At 72.1% G+C, this 17,896-nt stretch carries 18 protein-coding genes; 4 read left to right on the top strand and 14 right to left on the bottom strand.

The genetic code is table 11. From position 1 onward, the window contains the following. Nucleotides 1-52: 52 nt before the first annotated feature. Complete coding sequence (locus tag ACIBQ6_RS25785; RefSeq protein WP_397214924.1) at nucleotides 53-1,561, top strand: FAD-binding oxidoreductase; 1,509 nt, start codon at nucleotides 53-55, stop codon at nucleotides 1,559-1,561. A 1-nt stretch (nucleotide 1,562) separates the two neighbouring features. Here ACIBQ6_RS25785 and ACIBQ6_RS25780 read toward each other — a convergent pair whose 3' ends face one another. Beyond that, on the bottom strand, nucleotides 1,563-2,177 hold the full coding sequence (locus tag ACIBQ6_RS25780; RefSeq protein WP_397214922.1) for a L,D-transpeptidase family protein: 615 nt from the start codon (nucleotides 2,175-2,177) through the stop codon (nucleotides 1,563-1,565). A 627-nt stretch (nucleotides 2,178-2,804) separates the two neighbouring features. Between ACIBQ6_RS25780 and ACIBQ6_RS25775 the strand changes: the two genes are divergently transcribed. Continuing rightward, on the top strand, nucleotides 2,805-3,440 hold the full coding sequence (locus tag ACIBQ6_RS25775; RefSeq protein WP_358282794.1) for a GNAT family protein: 636 nt from the start codon (nucleotides 2,805-2,807) through the stop codon (nucleotides 3,438-3,440). A 10-nt stretch (nucleotides 3,441-3,450) separates the two neighbouring features. Here the strand turns inward: ACIBQ6_RS25775 and ACIBQ6_RS25770 are convergent, their stop codons facing one another. The 3 genes from ACIBQ6_RS25770 to ACIBQ6_RS25760 are packed head-to-tail and all read right to left on the bottom strand — an operon-like array spanning nucleotide 3,451 to nucleotide 7,254. After that, the gene (locus tag ACIBQ6_RS25770) at nucleotides 3,451-5,412 is read right to left on the bottom strand and encodes an acetoacetate--CoA ligase (RefSeq protein ID WP_387668745.1); all 1,962 of its coding nucleotides are present in this window, start codon (nucleotides 5,410-5,412) and stop codon (nucleotides 3,451-3,453) included. A gap of 58 nt (nucleotides 5,413-5,470) precedes the next feature. Continuing rightward, the gene (locus tag ACIBQ6_RS25765) at nucleotides 5,471-6,328 is read right to left on the bottom strand and encodes a serine hydrolase (RefSeq protein WP_397214920.1); all 858 of its coding nucleotides are present in this window, start codon (nucleotides 6,326-6,328) and stop codon (nucleotides 5,471-5,473) included. Then, nucleotides 6,325-7,254, bottom strand: a complete 930-nt coding sequence (locus ACIBQ6_RS25760) for a LysR substrate-binding domain-containing protein (protein ID WP_358282788.1) — start codon at nucleotides 7,252-7,254, stop codon at nucleotides 6,325-6,327. The genes ACIBQ6_RS25765 and ACIBQ6_RS25760 overlap by 4 nt, the downstream gene beginning before the upstream one ends. Before the next feature lie 185 nt (nucleotides 7,255-7,439). Here ACIBQ6_RS25760 and ACIBQ6_RS25755 point away from each other — a divergent pair, with 185 nt between their 5' ends. Then, nucleotides 7,440-8,948 (top strand): penicillin-binding transpeptidase domain-containing protein, encoded by a 1,509-nt coding sequence (locus tag ACIBQ6_RS25755; protein WP_397214917.1) that lies wholly within the window; start codon nucleotides 7,440-7,442, stop codon nucleotides 8,946-8,948. A 68-nt stretch (nucleotides 8,949-9,016) separates the two neighbouring features. On the opposite strand, the gene ACIBQ6_RS25750 is transcribed toward ACIBQ6_RS25755, so the two are convergent. The 10 genes from ACIBQ6_RS25750 to ACIBQ6_RS25705 form a co-directional block, all read right to left on the bottom strand. Next, nucleotides 9,017-9,724, bottom strand: coding sequence for an HAD family hydrolase (locus tag ACIBQ6_RS25750; RefSeq protein WP_397214915.1), 708 nt, complete (start codon nucleotides 9,722-9,724; stop codon nucleotides 9,017-9,019). Between the two features lie 96 nt (nucleotides 9,725-9,820). Beyond that, nucleotides 9,821-10,447 (bottom strand): HAD hydrolase-like protein, encoded by a 627-nt coding sequence (locus ACIBQ6_RS25745; protein ID WP_352321686.1) that lies wholly within the window; start codon nucleotides 10,445-10,447, stop codon nucleotides 9,821-9,823. A 34-nt stretch (nucleotides 10,448-10,481) separates the two neighbouring features. Beyond that, complete coding sequence (locus tag ACIBQ6_RS25740; RefSeq protein ID WP_357990569.1) at nucleotides 10,482-10,991, bottom strand: DUF6912 family protein; 510 nt, start codon at nucleotides 10,989-10,991, stop codon at nucleotides 10,482-10,484. Nucleotides 10,992-11,022: 31 nt separating this feature from the next. Further along, nucleotides 11,023-11,670, bottom strand: coding sequence for an HAD family phosphatase (locus ACIBQ6_RS25735; protein WP_357970302.1), 648 nt, complete (start codon nucleotides 11,668-11,670; stop codon nucleotides 11,023-11,025). Nucleotides 11,671-11,729: 59 nt separating this feature from the next. Next, complete coding sequence (gene nagZ, locus ACIBQ6_RS25730; protein ID WP_397164977.1) at nucleotides 11,730-13,034, bottom strand: beta-N-acetylhexosaminidase; 1,305 nt, start codon at nucleotides 13,032-13,034, stop codon at nucleotides 11,730-11,732. Nucleotides 13,035-13,093: 59 nt separating this feature from the next. Further along, on the bottom strand, nucleotides 13,094-14,758 hold the full coding sequence (gene ptsP, locus ACIBQ6_RS25725) for a phosphoenolpyruvate--protein phosphotransferase (protein WP_397214913.1): 1,665 nt from the start codon (nucleotides 14,756-14,758) through the stop codon (nucleotides 13,094-13,096). Beyond that, on the bottom strand, nucleotides 14,755-15,018 hold the full coding sequence (locus ACIBQ6_RS25720) for an HPr family phosphocarrier protein (protein ID WP_352321677.1): 264 nt from the start codon (nucleotides 15,016-15,018) through the stop codon (nucleotides 14,755-14,757). Before ACIBQ6_RS25720 ends, ptsP begins: the two co-directional genes overlap by 4 nt. A 180-nt stretch (nucleotides 15,019-15,198) precedes the next feature. Further along, entirely contained in the window at nucleotides 15,199-15,645 is a 447-nt protein-coding gene (locus ACIBQ6_RS25715) for a PTS glucose transporter subunit IIA (RefSeq protein WP_357970292.1), read from the bottom strand. 10 nt (nucleotides 15,646-15,655) lie between these two features. Beyond that, a complete protein-coding gene (locus tag ACIBQ6_RS25710; protein ID WP_352349299.1) occupies nucleotides 15,656-15,892 on the bottom strand; it encodes a PTS glucose/sucrose transporter subunit IIB in 237 nt (78 codons plus the stop codon). Between the two features lie 51 nt (nucleotides 15,893-15,943). After that, the gene (locus ACIBQ6_RS25705; protein WP_352321673.1) at nucleotides 15,944-16,978 is read right to left on the bottom strand and encodes an SIS domain-containing protein; all 1,035 of its coding nucleotides are present in this window, start codon (nucleotides 16,976-16,978) and stop codon (nucleotides 15,944-15,946) included. A gap of 177 nt (nucleotides 16,979-17,155) precedes the next feature. Here ACIBQ6_RS25705 and ACIBQ6_RS25700 point away from each other — a divergent pair, with 177 nt between their 5' ends. Then, on the top strand, nucleotides 17,156-17,896 hold the full coding sequence (locus ACIBQ6_RS25700) for a GntR family transcriptional regulator (protein WP_352349295.1): 741 nt from the start codon (nucleotides 17,156-17,158) through the stop codon (nucleotides 17,894-17,896).

The raw sequence follows: 17,896 nt of genomic DNA, 5'->3' as shown, positions 1-17,896 counted from the left end.
GGAGGGCCAGGCGTCTCATCGATCGGTTCGACACGACCGACGGGGGACGCCCATGGACCGCCGCGACTTTCTCCACCTCACCGCGCTCGCGCCGCTGGCACTGGCCGCCGACGCGAGGACGCCCGCCGCACCGGCCACGGGCGCCCGGCCGTCCGGCGCCGGACCGTACGGCACCGGCACGCGCGGCGCTGAGCTGATCGGCGCGCTCGGCGCCGGGCGGTCGGCGCCGCCGCCGGACTGGGCGCGGCTGCGCGGGCGGCTCGCCGGCACGCTGGTGCTGCCCGGCGACTCCGGGTACGACGCCGCCCGCCGTCTGGTCAACCCGGCCTACGACCGGATCAGGCCCGGCGGGGTGGCCTACTGCGCGAGCCCGGCGGACGTCTCGGCGTGCCTGGCCTTCGCGCGCGCGAGCGGCGTCGCGGTCACCCCCCGCTCCGGCGGCCACTCCTACGCGGGCTGGTCCACCGGGACCGGCCTGGTCATCGACGTGTCCCGGATGAACACGGTCGCCTACGCCGCCGGACGGGCCACGATCGGGGCGGGCGCCAAGCTGGTCGACGTCTACGACGGGCTGGCCCGGCACGGCGTGAGCATCCCGGCGGGCTCGTGCCCCACGGTCGGGATCGCCGGGCTGGCGCTGGGCGGCGGCATCGGGGTGGTGTCCAGGAAGTACGGCCTGACCTGCGACACCCTGGAGTCCGTCCGCGTGGTCACGGCCGACGGCCGCCTGCTGACCGCCGACGCCACCCACCACTCCGGCCTCTACTGGGCCTGCCGCGGCGGTGGCGGCGGCAACGTCGGCGTCGCGGTCTCCTTCACCTTCCGCACCCACGCCACCCGCGACCTGACCGTGTTCTTCCTGCACTGGCCGTGGTCCAGGGCCGGGGCCGCGGTGCGCGCCTGGCAGTCGTGGGCCCCGTCCGCGCCGGACGAGCTGTGGTCCTCGCTGCACCTGGCGCGCGAGGAACGCGACCTGGACGTGCTCCTCGTCGGCACGTACGAGGGCACGAAGGCGTCACTGGACCGCCTGCTCGCCCCGCTGGTCGCCCGGGTCGGCGCGCCGTCGTCGAGGTCGGTGCGGACGACGTCGTACCGGGAGGCCATGATGATCATGGCGGGATGCGCGTCACGGCCCGTGGCGCAGTGCCGGCGGCCGCGGCGGGAGGCGTTCGCCGCCAAGTCGCACCTGGCCTACGCCGAGCTCCCCGCCGACGGCGTGCGCCGCCTGGTGGACGGGGTGGCGCGCGGCGGACGGCACGCCGTGCTGCTGGACGCGCTCGGCGGCGCGGTGGGCCGGGTCAAGCCGGCGGCCACGGCTTTCCCGCACCGGGCCGCGCTCTACAGCGTGCAGTACTACGCGAAGGGCACGGACCGGACGTGGCTGCGCCGACTGCACGGCGAGCTGACCCCGCACTTCGGCGAGCACGCCTACGTGAACTACGTCGACCCCGACCTGACCGGCTGGCGCGGCGCCTACTACGGCCCCAACGCCGCCCGCCTGGCCGAGGTGAAGGCCACCTACGACCCCGACCGGCTGTTCCGCCTGCCGCAGGGCGTCTGACCTACTTCTCCCGCACATAGACCGGCTCGCCGATCTTCACCATGTCGAACAGCCGCTTCGAGGTGGGCAGCGGCAGGCGGACGCAGCCGTGCGAGGCGGGCCGCAGCGGCACCTTCGACGAGCCGTGCATCGCGATGCCCCCGACGAAGTAGAGCGAGTCGTACATCGTGCCCAGCGGCCCTTCGGTCCAGCCCGGCGCGCGGCTGGTGACGTGGAAGTCGCCGGTCGGGGTGATCGCGTTGCCGCAGTGGCCGTTCTCGCAGTAGTTCACCCGCGCGCCCGTCGAGACGTGCGAGATGAGCGCCGGGCGGCGGTGGCGGTAGACGATGAGCAGCTGGTAGCGCAGGTTGATCTCGACCCGGTCCGCTTCGCCGCGCGGGACCAGCGGCTTCATCCGCACCGGACGGTCGAAGGCCCGCCACACCTCCGGCCCGACCGCACCTTGGGGACGCAGGTGCCGGTGCTTCTGGAAGGCCCACACGCCGAACTTGGTCTGCTCGTCGTAGACGCCGTTGAGCCTGCCGTAGTAGTAGCCGTTCCGGTGCAGCCGCTCCTGGAGGCGCCTGACGGTCTCGCCGCGGTCGCCCGGCCGCAGCACGATCCCCCCGCCGGGCACCGCCTTGTCCGCCTTATCCGCCTTGTCCGCTCGGTCCGCCCTTTCTACCCGGTGCACCCCTTCTACCCGGTCCACCGTTTCTGCCCGGTCCACCCTGTCTGGCCGGTACGCCCTGTCTTCTATGTCAACCGTGTCCGCCGCGTCCGCCCTGTCCGCTTTGTCCGGCGTGTCCGCCACGGCGGGCGTACCGGCCAGGAAGGGAAGCCCACCACACCCGAGAGCGGCGAAAACAACCGCTCTCCGAACCTTTGTGATCATAGGTCAACGCCTACCCAGATCGCCGACAATTCACGACACTGGCAAATCCCACTAAAAACCGGCATATCGCTTTTATGCGACGGCACGGTCAAACCTTTAGCAAGCATGGACCGAGGCGAGACACGCGCGAAATCAGCGGAACAAAGCAAAGGCGGATGCGCCATGGACGCATCCGCCTTTTCTCCAGAGGCCGGGGAGCGAGCTGCGCGTTCACCCGCCCGGCCTCTGTTCACCCCTCCGAACAGCCCCAACCTTAGCCAAGGCGAGACCCGGAACGCACACCGTTCGGCAAATCCTTTCCGGCAAAGTTCGGGGCCGGGCAAAAAATGAGTCGCGCACGCGGAGGTACGCCTGGAAGTATGCCGGAATATGCGTAACTGGCCGCTCTTTGAGCTCTCCATCACCACGCCGCGGCTGGAACTGCGGCACCCCACCCTCGACGACCTCGACGAACTGGCCGACCGGGCGGCCGAGGGCGTCCACGAGGCCGGGTTCATGCCGTTCTTCTTCCCGTGGACCGATGCGCCCCCGGCCGAGCGGGCCCGCCGTACGGTGCAGTACCACTTCCGCAGCTGGGCCGGGTTCGCCGCCGACGACTGGTCGCTGGAGCTGGTCGTGGTGCACGAGGGCCAGGTCGTCGGCACCCAGGGCGTCATGGCGACCAGCTTTCCCGTCGCCCGCGAGGTCAGGACGGGCTCCTGGCTGGGCCGGCGGTTCCAGGGCCGCGGCATCGGCACGGAGATGCGCAGGGCCGTCCTGCACCTCGCCTTCGCCGGCCTCGGCGCGCGGCACGCCACGACGGAGGCCTTCGAGGACAACCACGCCTCGCTGGCGGTGACCAGGAAGCTCGGCTACCGCGAGGACGGCGTCACCGTCCACGCGCGCCAGGGTGAGCCGGTCGTCACCCGGCGCTTCCGCATGGCCCGCGAGGACTGGTCGCCGTCCCCCGACGTCGAGATCCGCAACCTCGACGCCTGCCTGCCCCTGTTCGGCCTGGAGCCCTGAGCCCTCCCCGTCACGGCCTGAAGTGCCGCAGCACCTCCGGGTTGGCCATGGCGTCGGGGTTGGCCGCCTCCTCGACGGGCGTGCCGAGCAGGATCTTGCGCACCGGCACCTCCAGCTTCTTGCCGGACAACGTCCGGGGGATGCCGGGCACGACGCGGATCTCGTTCGGCACGTGCCGGGGCGACAGCTCCTGGCGCAGGGCCGCGCACAGGGCGCGTTCGAGCGGCTCGCCGAACTCGGCGCCCTCGGCGAGGGTGACGTAGAGCAGCAGGCTGCCCTCCTGGCCGAGCTGCCCGGTGTCGATCACGAGGCTGTCGGCGATCTCGTCGAACCGCTCCACGACCCGGTAGAACTCGCTGGTGCCCATGCGCACGCCGCCGCGGTTGAGCGTCGAGTCGGAGCGGCCGTAGATGACGCAGCTGCCGTCCTCGTTGATCTTGATCCAGTCGCCGTGCCGCCACACGCCCGGGTAGACGTCGAAGTAGCTGTCGAAGTAGCGCCGCCCGTCGGGGTCGTTCCAGAACATCACCGGCATCGAGGGCATCGGCTTGGTCAGCACCAGCTCGCCCACCTCGCCCACCACCGGCTCGCCCTTGGGGTCGTACGACTCCACCTTGGCCCCCAGCGACCGGCACGGGATGATCCCCGCCCTGATCGGGTGGAGCATCGTGGCCCCGACGAACCCCGTGCACACGTCGGTGCCGCCGGAGAACGACCCGATCGGCGTGCCGGGCAGCTCGGCGGCGACCCAGGCGAAGCCCTCGGGCGGCAGCGGCGAGCCGGTCGAGCCGATGCCGCGCAGCCGCTCCAGCCCGTCCGGACGCAGCCCGGCCTTCAGCGAGGCCATGATGTACGGCGCCCCCACCCCGAAGTACGTCACCTTCTCCGAGGCGGCGATCCGCCAGAGCGCGGCGGGCGAGGGATGCGTGGCCGAGCCGTCGTAGAGCACCGGCGTGGCCCCCACCAGCAGGGCGCCGACGAGGTAGTTCCACATCATCCAGCCCGTGGTGGTGTACCAGAAGAACACATCGCCCTCGCCCAGGTCCTGGTGGAAGGCGAGCGACTTGAGGTGTTCCAGCAGCACGCCGCCGTGCCCGTGCACGATCGGCTTGGGCAGCCCCGTCGTGCCGCTGGAGTAGAGGATCCACAGCGGATGGCCGAACGGCACCCGCTCGAACTCCAGCGGCCCCGCCTCGGCCCGCAGCCCCTCCCAGCCGATGACCTCGCCGTGCGGCACCGAACGGGCGTGCGCGGCGGCCGGCTCGGCCTCCTGGGGGGCGCGGCCCTCGCCGGCCGCCGACAGGTAGGGGATCCAGACCGTGGCGCGCAGCGTGGGCAGCTCGGCGGCGATCTCGTTCACGGCGTCGGAACGGTCGTAGCTCTTGCCGTTGTAGTGGTAGCCGTCGACCGCGATGAGCACCTTGGGCTCGATCTGCCGGAACCGGTCGACGATGCTCGGCACCCCGAAGTCGGGCGAGCCGGCCGACCAGACGGCGCCGAGCGAGGCCGTGGCGAGGAAGGCGATCAGGGCCTGCGGGATGTTCGGCAGGTAGCCGGCCACGCGGTCGCCCCTGGTGACGCCGAGCCTGGCCAGGCCGGTGCGGACGCGGGCCACCTCGTCGCGCAGCTCGGCGTGGGTCAGCTCCTGGCGGGCGCCGTCCTCGGAGACGAAGACCAGGGCGGTGCCCTCGGTGCGCCGCAACGCGTTCTCGGCGTAGTTGACCTCGGCGCCCGCGAACCAGGTCGCGCCCGGCATCTCCCCCGACAACACCGGCCCGTCGCCGCGCTCCCCGACGACGTCGAAGTAGTCCCAGATCGACGTCCAGAACTCCTCAGGACGGTCGACGGACCACTGCCACACCTCCTCGTAGCTCGCGCCGGACCGCCCCAGCCACTCCAGGTAGCGGGTCAGCTTGGCGGCGGACACGACCTCGCCGGTCGGTTCCCAGAGAAGCGCACCTTCAGCAACCATGTGCCCCATCCTGTCGCCCGTCAGGTGGAAAGTCATACCTGACCTCCCCCATAACTTGCTACCTCCGTAGGTGGTCCACCGCCATACGGGCGGCGGTGCCGATCACCGCGTCCGCGCGCGGCTGGATGACCGCCGTGCTGAACGAGCGGGTGAACACCGCCACCGCGTACCGGCCGCCGTCGGGGTACTCGACCACGCCGACCTCGGTCCGCAGCGTCGGCAGCGACCCGGTCTTGCCGCCGACCTCGACGTCGTCGTACGGGAAGCCCGAGGCCAGCCGGTGTGGCCACACCTGCATGTTGAGCACGCCGCGCATCCAGGAGCACGACTGCGGCGAGGCGGCCTCGTCCCGCCAGATCATGGACAGCAGGCGGGTCATCTCGCGCGGGGTGCCGCGGTTGGTGTGCGCGGGGTCGAGCGCCCGCATGCGGGAGATGTCGTCGGGATCCAGGTACGGCCACCCGTGGCCGGTGTCCAGCTCCATGGTCTCGTACAGGTCGCGGCCGCTCTGCAGCATCCGGGTGCCGTCGAGGCCGAAGGCGTCCAGCATGGCGTTGACGTTGTCCATGCCCACCCGGTCGAGCAGCACGTCGGCGGAGGTGTTGTCGCTCACCGCCATCATCAGGTACGCCAGGTCGCGCAGCGACATCGTCACGTCGTCGAGCATGGCCGACAGGCCCGTGGGGCCCGAGACCCGCTGGCCGGACGTCACGGTCGTCGGGGCCGTCGCGTCCAGCCGCCCGGCGTCGGCCTGCCGGCAGAACTCGACCAGCAGCGGCAGCTTGTACACCGACGCCAGGGGCATCGGCTCGTCGGCGCCGTGGCCGGACTCCCGTCCGGAGTCGATGTCGCAGGCATGCAGCCAGCCCGTCACCCCGGCCATCCGGAACAGCGACGCGTAGTCGGGATCGCTCATGCCAGCATCCCCGGCCTCCGGCTGATCCGCCGCGCGGGCGCGGCGCCCTCGTCGGTCATCCCGGCGTTCTCCTTCAACGTGCGTACGGCGACGTCCGAGAACTCGGCGACCCAGTCCTGCTTCGGGCCCGTCGCCGCGCGCCAGGCCGTGGAGACCCGGCACGCGATCGGCGAGCCTAGCAGCGGCCGCCAGGCCAGCCCAGGGACGTCCGCCCTGGGCCCGAACGCCACCGCCTGGCCGGCGAGCACCAGGCCGAGCCCGGCGCCCTGGTGCACCTGGCCGGGCACGTACCCGTGGCGGCGGCACTCGGCCAGCGTCTCGGCGTGCCAGCCCGGCTCGCCCTCCTTGGGCGGCATCAGCAGCTCGCGCCCGGCCAGATCGGTCAGGTGCACCTCGCCGGCCCCGGCCAGCGGGTCGTCCCCGGCCAGCAGCACGCCCAGGGGCTGCACGAGCACCTGGCCGAAGTCCAGGCCGGGGGCGGCGACCGGATGGCGGACGAGCCCGACGTCGATCGCGCCTCCGGCCAGGGCGGACACCTGGTCGGCCGTCCAGGTCTCGACGGGGACGAGCCGTACGTCCGGGTTGACCGCGCGGAAGCCCGCGACCAGGGCGGCGATCACGGAGGCGGCCAGGTCAGGCGGCACGCCGATCTTGAGCACGCCGCCGTCGCCGCGGCGGGCCAGCTCGCGCAGCCGCTCGACCCTGGAGACGATCTCGCGGGACTCGCCGAGCAGCAGCCGTCCGGCCTCGGTCAGGCGTACCTGCCGGGCGGAGCGGTCGAAAAGCTGCACGCCGAGCTCCTCCTCCAGACGTTTGATGCGCTGGCTGAGCGGCGGCTGCGCCATGCCGAGGCGGATCGCGGCGTTCCCGAAGTGCAGTTCCTCCGCCACGACGACGAAGTAGCGGAGATGCCGGACCAAGTCCATGACCAGCCACTATATCCAGATTTATATCTAGATAGCCGTCATATCAATATTGGACGCGACTCCTCCGTCTCTGGTGTCCTCGGGCCATGGCATCACAAACGGGGACACTGTACGGGCATCACCGCCCGGAAGGACCACGTCGCGGACGGCGGCGCAGGTGGCCGTTGGTCCTGACCGTCCTTGTCGTGCTGATCGTGGCGGCGGGGGCCACGGTCTGGCTGTTGCGCACGAAGGGCTCACCCGAGCAGACGACCGACGAATACCTCTCGGCCTGGTCCGTCCAGGATTATGCGAAGATGCGGGCGCTCGTCGCCGACCCGCCCACCGACTTCGAGGCCTGGCACCGGCGTTTCCGCACCGACCTCAAGGTCGACCAGGCCACCTTCGCCCGCTCCCGCTCGACCGGCCCCTTCGCCGACGACGGCCCGGACGACGACGGCTACCTGGGCTTCTCCGTCAGCCTGCGAGGCCCCCGGGACTGGACGTACGGCAGCCGGCTCAAGCTGGTCGAGCGGGACGGCGCCTGGAAGGTCGCCTGGACCCCGGCGACCATCCACCCCAAGCTCAGGAAGGGCCTCTCGCTGCGCCTGGTCGCCCAGAAGCGCGACCCCATCAGCGTCCTGGCCGCCGACGGCACCGAGATCGGCGGCGCGGACGCCCCCGGCTCGGTGCAGCAGCTGGTCGAGGGCATCAAGCAGACCTACCCCGACCGCTTCGACCTGGGCGGCGACTCCATCATCGGCCTCTACAAGGGCGACGAGCTGGTCGAGACGCTGGCCAAGCCGGGCGGCACCAAGCCGTTCAGCACCACGATCGACCTGAAGGTGCACGCGGCGGGGGCCGCGGCGCTGGAAGACGTCACCAAGCCGGCCTCGCTGGTGGCGCTGCGCGCCTCGACCGCCGAGATCCTGGCCGTGGTCAACAAGCCCGGCGGCTTCAACCGGGCGCTGCTCGGCAAGTACCCGCCCGGCTCGACGTTCAAGGTCGTGACGGCCTCGGCGCTGGTCGCGGACGGGGTCGAGCCCGGCAGGACGGTCACCTGCCCGGCCGAGAAGAACATCGGCGGCTTCCCCTTCCACAACGCCGGCTTCAAGGACTACGGCACGCTCTCCTTCCAGGACGCCTTCGCGCACTCGTGCAACACGACGTTCGGCGAGATGAGCGTGGCCGAGCTGAACGGCGGCAGGCTGGCCGAGGTGGCCAGGAGCTTCGGCTTCGGCACCCCGATCAAGCCGGGCGTGCCCGCCGTGCGGGCCGAGTTCCCCGACCCCAAGGACGACACCGACCTCGCCTCGGCCTCCATCGGCCAGGGCCGGGTGCTGGCCAGCCCGCTCAACATGGCCTCCGTCGCCGCCGCCATCGCCTCGGGCGCCTGGATCCCGCCGCGGATCGTGTCCAAGGAGATGGCCTCCGACGACCGTCCGCGCCCGCTGGAGCGGGGCGTGGTGTCGGCCCTGCGCAAGCTCATGCCCGCCGTCGTCACGGACGGCACCGCCAAGGGCGCGCACTTCCCCGCGGGCACCGCGGGCAAGACCGGGACGGCCGAGTACGGCTCGGGCAAGGAGCCGCCCGCGCACTCGTGGTTCATCGGCTACAAGGGGGACGTGGCGTTCGCGGTGATCGTGGAGGGCGGCGGCGCCGGCTCGGCCGTGGCGGCCCCCGTCGCCGCCCGCTTCCTCGCCGCCCTGCCCTGACGCGCCGCACGGGGACGCGTCAGCCGGCCGGGGTGTCGTGTCGGCTGAGGCGGGGCGACCGGGCGGGGTCAGCTGGCCTTGCGGTCCAGCGGGGAGGTCAGGCCGGCCACCGCGGCCACCACCTCCGAGGCGTCCGACAGATCGGGCAGCACCAGGTCGGCGCCCGCCTCGCGCAGCTCGGCGGCCGTCGACCGCCCGGAGGCGACCCCGATCACGGCGGCCCCGCCGATCCTGGCGGCCTGCACGTCGCGCGTGGAGTCGCCGATCACCACCGTGTTGGCCGCCGTGAACGGCGTGCCCAGCCGCTGCTTGGCCCTGCCCTGCGCGACCTGCAGCAGCGTCGCCTTGGGGTAGACCTCCTCGCCGTAGCCGCCGAGCTCGAAGTCGACGTACCTGTCCAGCCCGAACGCCTTGAGCTTGTGCACGGCGTTGCCCTTGATCGTGCCGGTCAGCACCGACTGCACGACGCCGTCGAGCCGGGCCACCGACTTCAGCGCGTCCTTGGCCCCCGGCATCATCCGGCCCTCCTTGGCCAGCCGGCCGCGCCGGTCGGCGAAGGCGAGGGCGAGCGCGGCCAGGAACCTGGGCAGGTGGTCGTCCTCGGCCGGGATGCCGTTGACGGCCAGCGTCTCGAAGACGATCTCGGAGTCGGGACGGCCGAGCGGCGGCACGAGCTTGACCAGCGGCCGGCCGGTCACGGCGCGGAACGCCTCGGCGTAGGCGTCCCGGGTCACGATGGCGACGTCGACCAGGGTGAGATCGACGTTCCAGAGCACAAGGCGGTTGATGGCGACCTCCTGAGGGGTTCCCGGCAAGGGTACGGCCCCGGCCCGGCCGGGGGCTGCCCCCCGGCGGATCCGGCATGTCCCCCTTCAGGCGTACTGGAGCGCCTGGGCGAGCGTGTCCACCACGGGCAGGCCGGTGCCCTCCAGCTCGGCCCGCGTGGTCATGCCGCCGGTGTAGAGCACCGCCCGCGCGCCCACGTGCCGCGCGGCGAGCCCGTCGTCGACGCTGTCGCCGATCACCAGGATCTCGCCGGGGTCGAGGTCGAGGGCCTGGATGTGCGCCGTCATGTGCACGGCCTTCTCGCCGCCCGTGGTGCCGACCAGCCCGTCGATCCGGGTGAAGTGCCGGGTGATGCCGAAGGACTCGACGATCGGCACGAGATGGGCGTGGGGAGCCATCGAGCACAGCGACTGGGTGCCGGCCCAGCCCCCGAGCACCACCTCGGCGTCGGGGGCCAGCCCGCAGGCGGCGCTGAGCCTGAAGTAGTGCTCGTGGAACCCGTCGTCCAGCAGCTCCCACTCCCCCTCGGCCAGCGGCCTGCCGAGCAGCCGCTCGTAGGCGACCCAGATGGGGCGGGTGTAGACCGCACGGAACCCGTCGGCGGTCAGCTCAGGCAGCGCGTACGGCTTGAACAGGGCGTTGGTGGCGCCGACGACGGCCTCGACGTCGTGGAAGAGCGTCCCGTTCCAATCCCAGATGATGTGTTTTGTCATGTCCCAGCAAGCTTATTCGACAAGGGTGACGATCCTATGAACCCAGCAGGTCCGGGATCTCCTGGGTGGCGTACCACATGAGCTCGTGGGCCTCGGCGCCGTCGACCGTGAAGCGGGCGTCGTCGTCGCCGTCGTCGGCTGCGGGCAGCGCCTCGACGGCGGCCTCGATGTCGCCGACGGCGTCGTGGTCGTCGACGTGCACGGCGGCCACCTTCGCCATCGGGACGGCCGCGGCCAGGCGCACGCGGGCCCGTTCCTCCAGGTCGACGCCGGCCGAGACCGAGCCGTCGGGCACCTCGGCGGCCACCACCACCCGCCGGTGCGCGGCGGCCACGCCGTCGGCGCGGTCGGCGGCCAGCATGCGCAGCGAGGCGCGGGCCGCCTCGGTCAGCGCGACGTACTCCAGTTCCTCGGTGTCGCCCGAGGCGTACCACTCGGTCAGCGCGGGGGTCACCGCGTAACCGGTCAGGGGGGCCGGACCCAGCTCCCCCGCCTCGACCGCGCGGGCGAGGGCGGGGAGGGTGCACGGCAGATAGACGCGCATCACGAACCTTTCCGAAATCGCAAGGGCACCATCATGCCCGTCGCAGCGTGAGCCGGAGTACGGTCTCCAGCTCTGTGAGGGTCGTGTCGGCGTCGCGGTGGTGGATGCCGGTGATGCCGAGCGCGCGGGCGGCCAGGATGTTGGCCTCGATGTCGTCGATGAAAACGCACTGCTCGCCGGGCAGTCCGACCTGGTCGAGGGCGTGGCGGAAGATGCGTTCCTCGGGCTTGCGCATGCCGACCTCGCCGGAGATCACGACCGCGTCGAAGAGGCCGTCCCATTCGTGGCGGGGGTAGGTGTTCGACCAGGAGTTAGACAACAAACACGTCTTAACACCATTTTTCCGTACGTCGCGGAGCATGTCGTACATGGCGTCAACCCGTTCGAAGCCCGCGAACATGCGCTCCAGCAGCCCCTCGGCCACCGGCGGCACGCCGTCCACGGTGAGCAGCCGCGCGGCCAGGTCGCGCTCGAAGGCCGGGCCGTCGAGCTCGCCGCGTTCGAGCGCGTGCACGACGTTCTGCCCCTCGCCGCCCCGGTAGGCGTGGTCGACCAGCTCGCGCATCACCGAACGGTAGTGCTCGGCGTCGATCCGGTCGGCCGCGAGCCACCGGGCGATGGAGTCGGTCAGGCTGGTCGTGAGCACGCCACCCCAGTCGATGAGCACCCCTGCGACCACGACCGCCTCCTCGCTCGAATCCGGTTCTAGGATAGAACCCCGCGAATCGGCTTTCGCGCCTACCCCGCGGCCCGCACCTTGGCGGCCAGCCTGCGGTGCTCGGGCGAGCGCAGCACGCCGGCCGCCTGCTGCGCCGACGCGACGGGCGCCGCCGACAGCAGGCCCCTCTTCTGCTTGAGCCTGAGCAGCCGGACCACCGACTGGTCGAGGCGGTCCTCGGAGACGCGCCCCGACTTCACCGCCGCCAGCACCGCCTGGTACGCCTTGCCCAGGTCGTACGGCATGAGCAGCAGGTCGGCCCCGGCCAGCACGGCGCGCACCGCCACCTCGCCGTCGCCGTACTTCTTGCGCACGCCCTCCATGTTGAGCGCGTCGGTGGAGATCACGCCCTTGAAGCCGAGCTTCTGCCGCAGCAGGCCGGTCAGGATGGGCTTGGACAACGTCGCCGGGTCGCCCGACGGGTCGAGCTTGGGGAAGACGATGTGGGCGCTCATCACGGCGTCGACCCCGGCGCCGACGGCGGCCCTGAACGGCGGCGCGTCGATCCTCTCCCACTGGGCCATGGTGTGCTTGATCACCGGCAGGCCGGTGTGGCTGTCGACGGAGGTGTCGCCGTGGCCCGGGAAGTGTTTGGCCGTGGCCGCCACCTTGGCGTCGCCGAAGCCCTTGACCGCCGCCGCGACCATCTTCGCCACCGCGGCCGGGTCGTCGCCGTAGGCCCGCCTGCCGATGACCGGGTTCCGCGGGTTGACGTTGACGTCGGCGACGGGCGCGAAGTCGAGGTTGACCCCGAGCGCCCGCAGCTCCTCGCCGGTCGCCCTGGCCACGGCCCTGGAGTTCGCCGGGTCCTTCGTGGCGCCGATCTCGGCCGCGCCAGGGAAGTCGGTCATCAGCGCGGACATGCGGGAGACCAGGCCGTTCTCCTGGTCGGTGCCGACCAGCAGCGGGACCTTCTTCGACGCCTCCTGCAGGCCGTTGGTGAGCTGCACGACCTGGGCGGTGGACTTGACGTTCGCCGGGAAGAGGATCACGCCGCCCAGGTGGTAGCGGGCGATCACCTTGGCCGGGGTCTGGGCGCCGTAGCGGGCCTGGTTCTCGCCGGAGACGGTGTCGGCGGCGGTGCCGTACAGGACGGGCATGAACAGCTGGCCGACCTTCTCCTCCAGCGTCATCCGCCGCAGGGCCCGCAGCACCGGGTCGGACTCGGCCTGCGGCGGGCTCTGTGGGGTCGTGCTGCCCGCGGGGGTGGCGGCGGGGGTGGCCCCGTCGCCCGCCGGGGCCGCGCTCGCCGGGGCGCCACCGCCGCCGCCGCACGCGGTCAGCGCCAACACCAGGAGCCCTGCCGGGCCGATCCGTCTGAACATGCCTTCCAAGGTATCCATGCCGCGGCCCGCACGAGTCCGGCGACCCGAAAACGGCCCGTTCACAGCCCCAGCGCCGCGAGCCCCGGCAGGTGGGTGCGCGCGACCGCGCGCGCGTTCGCCGCCGTGACCTGGGCCCGCGCGGTGCGCGCCGCCATCCTGCACTGCTCCAGCGTGTGCGCGGCCAGCGCCGCCCGTACGGCACCCAGCGCCCCCGCCCCCATCGACAGCGTGGTCGCCCCCAGCCCGACCAGCACGCACGCCAGAGCCGGATCGGCGGCCGCCTCACCGCAGATGCCCACCGGCTTGCCGTGGCCGCAGGACATGGCGATCAGGTCGAGCAGCGCCGGCTGCCACGGGTCCTGGAGCCCGCTCACCGTGCCGAGCTGGCGGTCGGCGGCGAAGGCGTACTGGGCCAGGTCGTTGGTGCCGAGCGAGACGAAGTCCACCACCCCGGCCAGCTGACCGGCCCGCAGCGCCGCCGACGGGATCTCGATCATGACGCCCACCTTGGACAACCCGCGTGCCCGGCAGGCGTCGGCGAACCATCTGGCCTCCTCGGCCGTGGCCACCATGGGCGCCATCACCAGCAGCTCGGCCGGCGCGTCCTCGGCCGCCGCCGCCAGCGCGCGCAACTGCGCGTCCATCACCTCGGGGAAGCGCCTGAACAGGCGCAGCCCGCGCTCCCCCAGCGCCGGGTTCGGCTCGGCGGGGGCGGGCAGGAACCGCAGCGGCTTGTCGGCGCCCGCGTCGAGCGTGCGCACGACCACGGTGGCGCCGGGCACGGCCTCCAGCGCCGCCCGGTAGGCCCGTCGCTGCTCCTCGACGGCGGGGGCCTCGGCCCGGTCGAGGAAGAGGAACTCGGTCCGGTAGAGCCCGACGCCCTCCGCCCCGGCGGCCAGCGCCTCCGCCAGCTCGGCGGGGCCGGCGACGTTGGCCAGCAGCGGCACCGCGTGCCCGTCGGCGGTCCGGCCCGGCCCCTTGGCCGCGCCGATCGCCGCCTGCTTCGCCGCCGCCGCGTCCCGCGCCCCGGCCACGTGGTCGTCGGACGGCTCCAGGCTCACCTCACCCGTCGTGCCGTCCACCAGGACGGGGACGCCGGCGGGGATGCCGGTCGCCCCCGGGCAGGCGACCACGGCGGGCACGCCCATCGCCCGGGCCATGATCGCGGTGTGGCTCGTGGGCCCGCCCTGCTCGGTGACGAACCCGGCCACGTCCCGCCTGGACAGCAGAGCCGTGTCGGCGGGCGCCAGGTCGGTCGCGACCAGCACGTACGGCACCTCGGGGGCGGCCGGCAGCCCCGGCATCGGGTGCGCGGTGAGCAGGGCGATCACCCGGTCCCTGATGTCGTCGAGGTCGGCGGCCCGCTCGCCCAGGTAGCCGCCGGCCCCGCTGAGCACGTCCCGGTACTTCGTGAACGCCTCGAAGACCGCCCGGGGAGCGGCCAGGCCCCGGTCGATGAGGGTCCTGACCTTCACCACCAGACCGGGGTCCTCGGCCATCAGCGCCTGGGCCTTGAGGATCTCCCCGGCCTCGCCGCCGGCCTGGTTGCCGCGGGCCTCAAGCTCGCCCGCGACCCGTGAGAGCGCGGCCGAGGCCCGCTCCTTCTCCTGTTCCGCCTCACCGGTGTAGGTGCTGCCCTCGGGGGGTTCGGGCACAGAGGCGGTCAGAACGTACGCGGGGCCGTGCCCGATTCCCGGGCTGACCCCAACCCCCCGCAGGTTCATGGCGCTCCGGCGATCGTGGCCAGTTCGTCCAGGATCTCCTCGGAGCCGTCGCCCTCCGCCGTGATCACGACGGTCTCGCCCTGCCGGACGTCGAGCGCCATGATGGCGAGGATGCTCTTGCCGTTGACCGGGGCGCCGCCGCCGCTGGCCTTGGCGACGCTGATGTCCATCGGGGCCAGCTGGGCCCGTTTCACGAACGTCGCCGCGGGACGGGCGTGCAGACCCACCTCCGCCGCGACCGTGACCTTGCGCTCACCCATGAGCCTCTCCTTCTGTACCCGGTCCAGACCAGCTGGACCCTTGCGTGAATGGCGGCCGGCCGCTCGCGGTCGGGCCGGGCGCCGGCGTGGCTGGGGGCACGCCTATTGTGACGTCTTCTACCGGTACGACCGTGCCGCTGAGGCGTCGTACGCCGGTCTCGGGGACCGCGCCGACGCTGTCTACATCCATGTGAACAGCTCGTCCCCCACGTGCACCGCCCCCTGGACGATGCCGGTCACCGACTCCGAGAGGGCGTCCAGGGCCACGACGGGGCAGACCGGGGACCGTCCGCCGGCCTCGACGACGGACGGGTCCCACGCCACCACGGGCTGCCCCGCGCTGACCCTGTCGCCCTCGGCCGCCAGCAGCTGGAACCCCTTCCCCTTGAGCTGGACCGTGTCGATGCCCAGGTGCACCAGCACGCCCCTGCCGTCGTCCCCCACGATGACGTAGGCATGCGGATGCAGTTTCATGATTTTTCCAGCTATGGGGGCTACGGCCTTGCCGGGCCCCCGCAGCGGGTCGATCGCCGTTCCCGGTCCCACCATGCCCGCGGAGAAGACCGGATCGGGCACGGCGGCCAACCCCACAGCCGCCCCCTCGACCGGGGCGAGAACAGTCGTCATGGTCTCGCCCTTAGCCGATGATGTCCTCGATGTCGCTGGCGATCGTGTCCGCCTCGGGCCCCACGACGACCTGGACCACGTTCCCCGCGGCCATCACGCCGTGCGCCCCCGCCGCCTTGAGTGCGGCCTGGTCGACCTTGGACGCGTCGTGCACTTCGGTGCGCAACCGGGTGATGCAGGGCTCGATCTCGATGATGTTGTCGGCACCGCCGAGACCGGCGATGATCGCATTCACATCCGCCGCCATCCGGTCCTCCCTCGTTCCAACTCCGTGACCAGGCTAAACGAGGTGCCTCGCTCAGTCCGTCTGCGTGACCTTGTTGAGGCCGCGCGGCGAGTCGGGGTCGATGCCGAGGCGCCGGGCCAGCGCTTCGGTGAGGAGCTGGCCGGGGATGATCAGGCCCATCGGCGCCACCCATTCGGGCAGGTCGGGGCCGTTCAGCGCGGCCGTGCCGGCCTGCGCGAGCGCGTCGCCGCCGCCGATCGTGTACGCCGCCGCGCCCGCCGCCACGACCCGCTCGGCCAGGGCCACCGTGCCGGACAGCGTGGGGCTGTTCTCGGCGGCCACCAGCAGCGCCGGGGTGTCGGCGTCGACGACGGCGATCGGGCCGTGCAGCAGGTCGGCGTAGGACAGGCCCATGGCGTGCAGGTAGCAGGCCTCCTTGAGCTTGAGCGCGGTCTCCAGGGCCGTGGAGAAGGCGAGCCCGCGTCCGGACACCACCACGCCCGGCTTGTCCAGCAGCCCTTCGACGACCGCGTCCAGGTCGCCCGGCTCGGCGATCAGCTTCTCGACCGCGTCGGGCACCCGCCGCAGGTCCTCGGCGTCCACGTCGGCGCCCAGGCCCAGCGCGAGCACGGCCAGCGCGGCGAGCTGCGTGGTGTAGGTCTTGGTCGCCGGGACGGCCTTCTCCTCGCCGGCCAGCGTGCACAGCGCGACGTCGGCCGCCTGGGCGAGCGGGCTGTCCTCGCCGCCGTTGGTGATGCCGACCGTCTTCGCGCCGCAGTCCTTGGCCCAGGCCAGGGTCTCGACGATCTCCTCCGTCCGGCCCGACTGGGAGATCGCTACGGCCAGCACGCCGTCGAGGTCGAGCTTGCGCCGGTAGGTCGTCGCGATGGACGGCGCGGCCAGCGCGCCCATCCGGCCCGCGTGGGACTCGACCAGGTAGCGGCCGTAGACTGCGGCGTTGTCGGAGGTTCCACGCGCGATGAACAGCAGCTGGCGAGTCTGCTCGCCCACCGCCTTCACCTCGCCCACCCTGGGGAGCAGGGCGTCAAGCGTGGCCCGCAGCGCTTCCGGCTGCTCGGCGATCTCACTGCGCATCTTGGTGGTCATCCTGAGCTCATCCCTCGATTCATACGGTGTCGGACTTGACCGTCTTTCGCGACATGTGGTCTAGTCCGGACTAGACCAGTACGAACCATAGCCCATGGCCACCAAACAAGAAATCTGCCCATAGACTGCCGCACCACCAGATCCAGATTTCTTCTTTGCCGATCGAGGGGAGGATCCGTGGCGCACATCGATCCGGATAGCCCGGTGCCCAAGTACTTCCAGCTTCGCGAGATCCTGCTGGACCTCATTGACAGCAACGAGCTCAGCATCGGCGCGGCCATCCCGTCCGAGCGGGAGCTCTGCCAGCGGTTCGGCCTGTCCAGGATGACCGTACGGCAGGCCGTCGACCACCTGGTCTCCGAGGGCCGCCTGCACCGCGTGCCGGGCAAGGGCACGTTCGTGGCCAGGCCCAAGATCGAGCTGGCGTTGCAGCTCACGTCGTTCACCGACGACATGAGGGCGCGCGGGATGATCCCGGGCTCGCGCGACCTCGACCGCCGCATCGTGCGGGCCAGCGCCCACCTGGCCAAGGAGCTGGGGATCCAGCCGGGTGAGGAAGTGCACTTCATCGAACGCCTGCGCACGGCCGACGGCGAGCCGCTGTCCATCGAACGGGCACACATCCCGGTCAAGCTCGCCCCCGATCTGGCTGATGACGACCTGTCGGACAAATCGCTGTACGAGCTGCTGGAGAGCCGCTACGGGCTGGTCATGGACGCCGGCGAGCTCACCATCGACGGCGGCATCGCCGACCCGAGCGACGCCGACCTGCTGAAGCTGCCACGCGGCGGCGCCGTGCTGCTGCTCCAGCGCAGGTCCTTCTCCGGCGGCGTCTGCGCGGAGCTCGGCGTGTCCACCTACCGCGCTGACCGCTATCAGCTGCGGACCATCCTCGAAATGCCCGTTAGACGGGGCTAG

It is taken from the genome of Nonomuraea sp. NPDC049655 (assembly GCF_044465465.1).
In the GTDB taxonomy this organism is placed as follows: Bacteria; Actinomycetota; Actinomycetes; order Streptosporangiales; family Streptosporangiaceae; genus Nonomuraea.
This window is presented reverse-complemented; position numbering and strand designations above follow the sequence as displayed.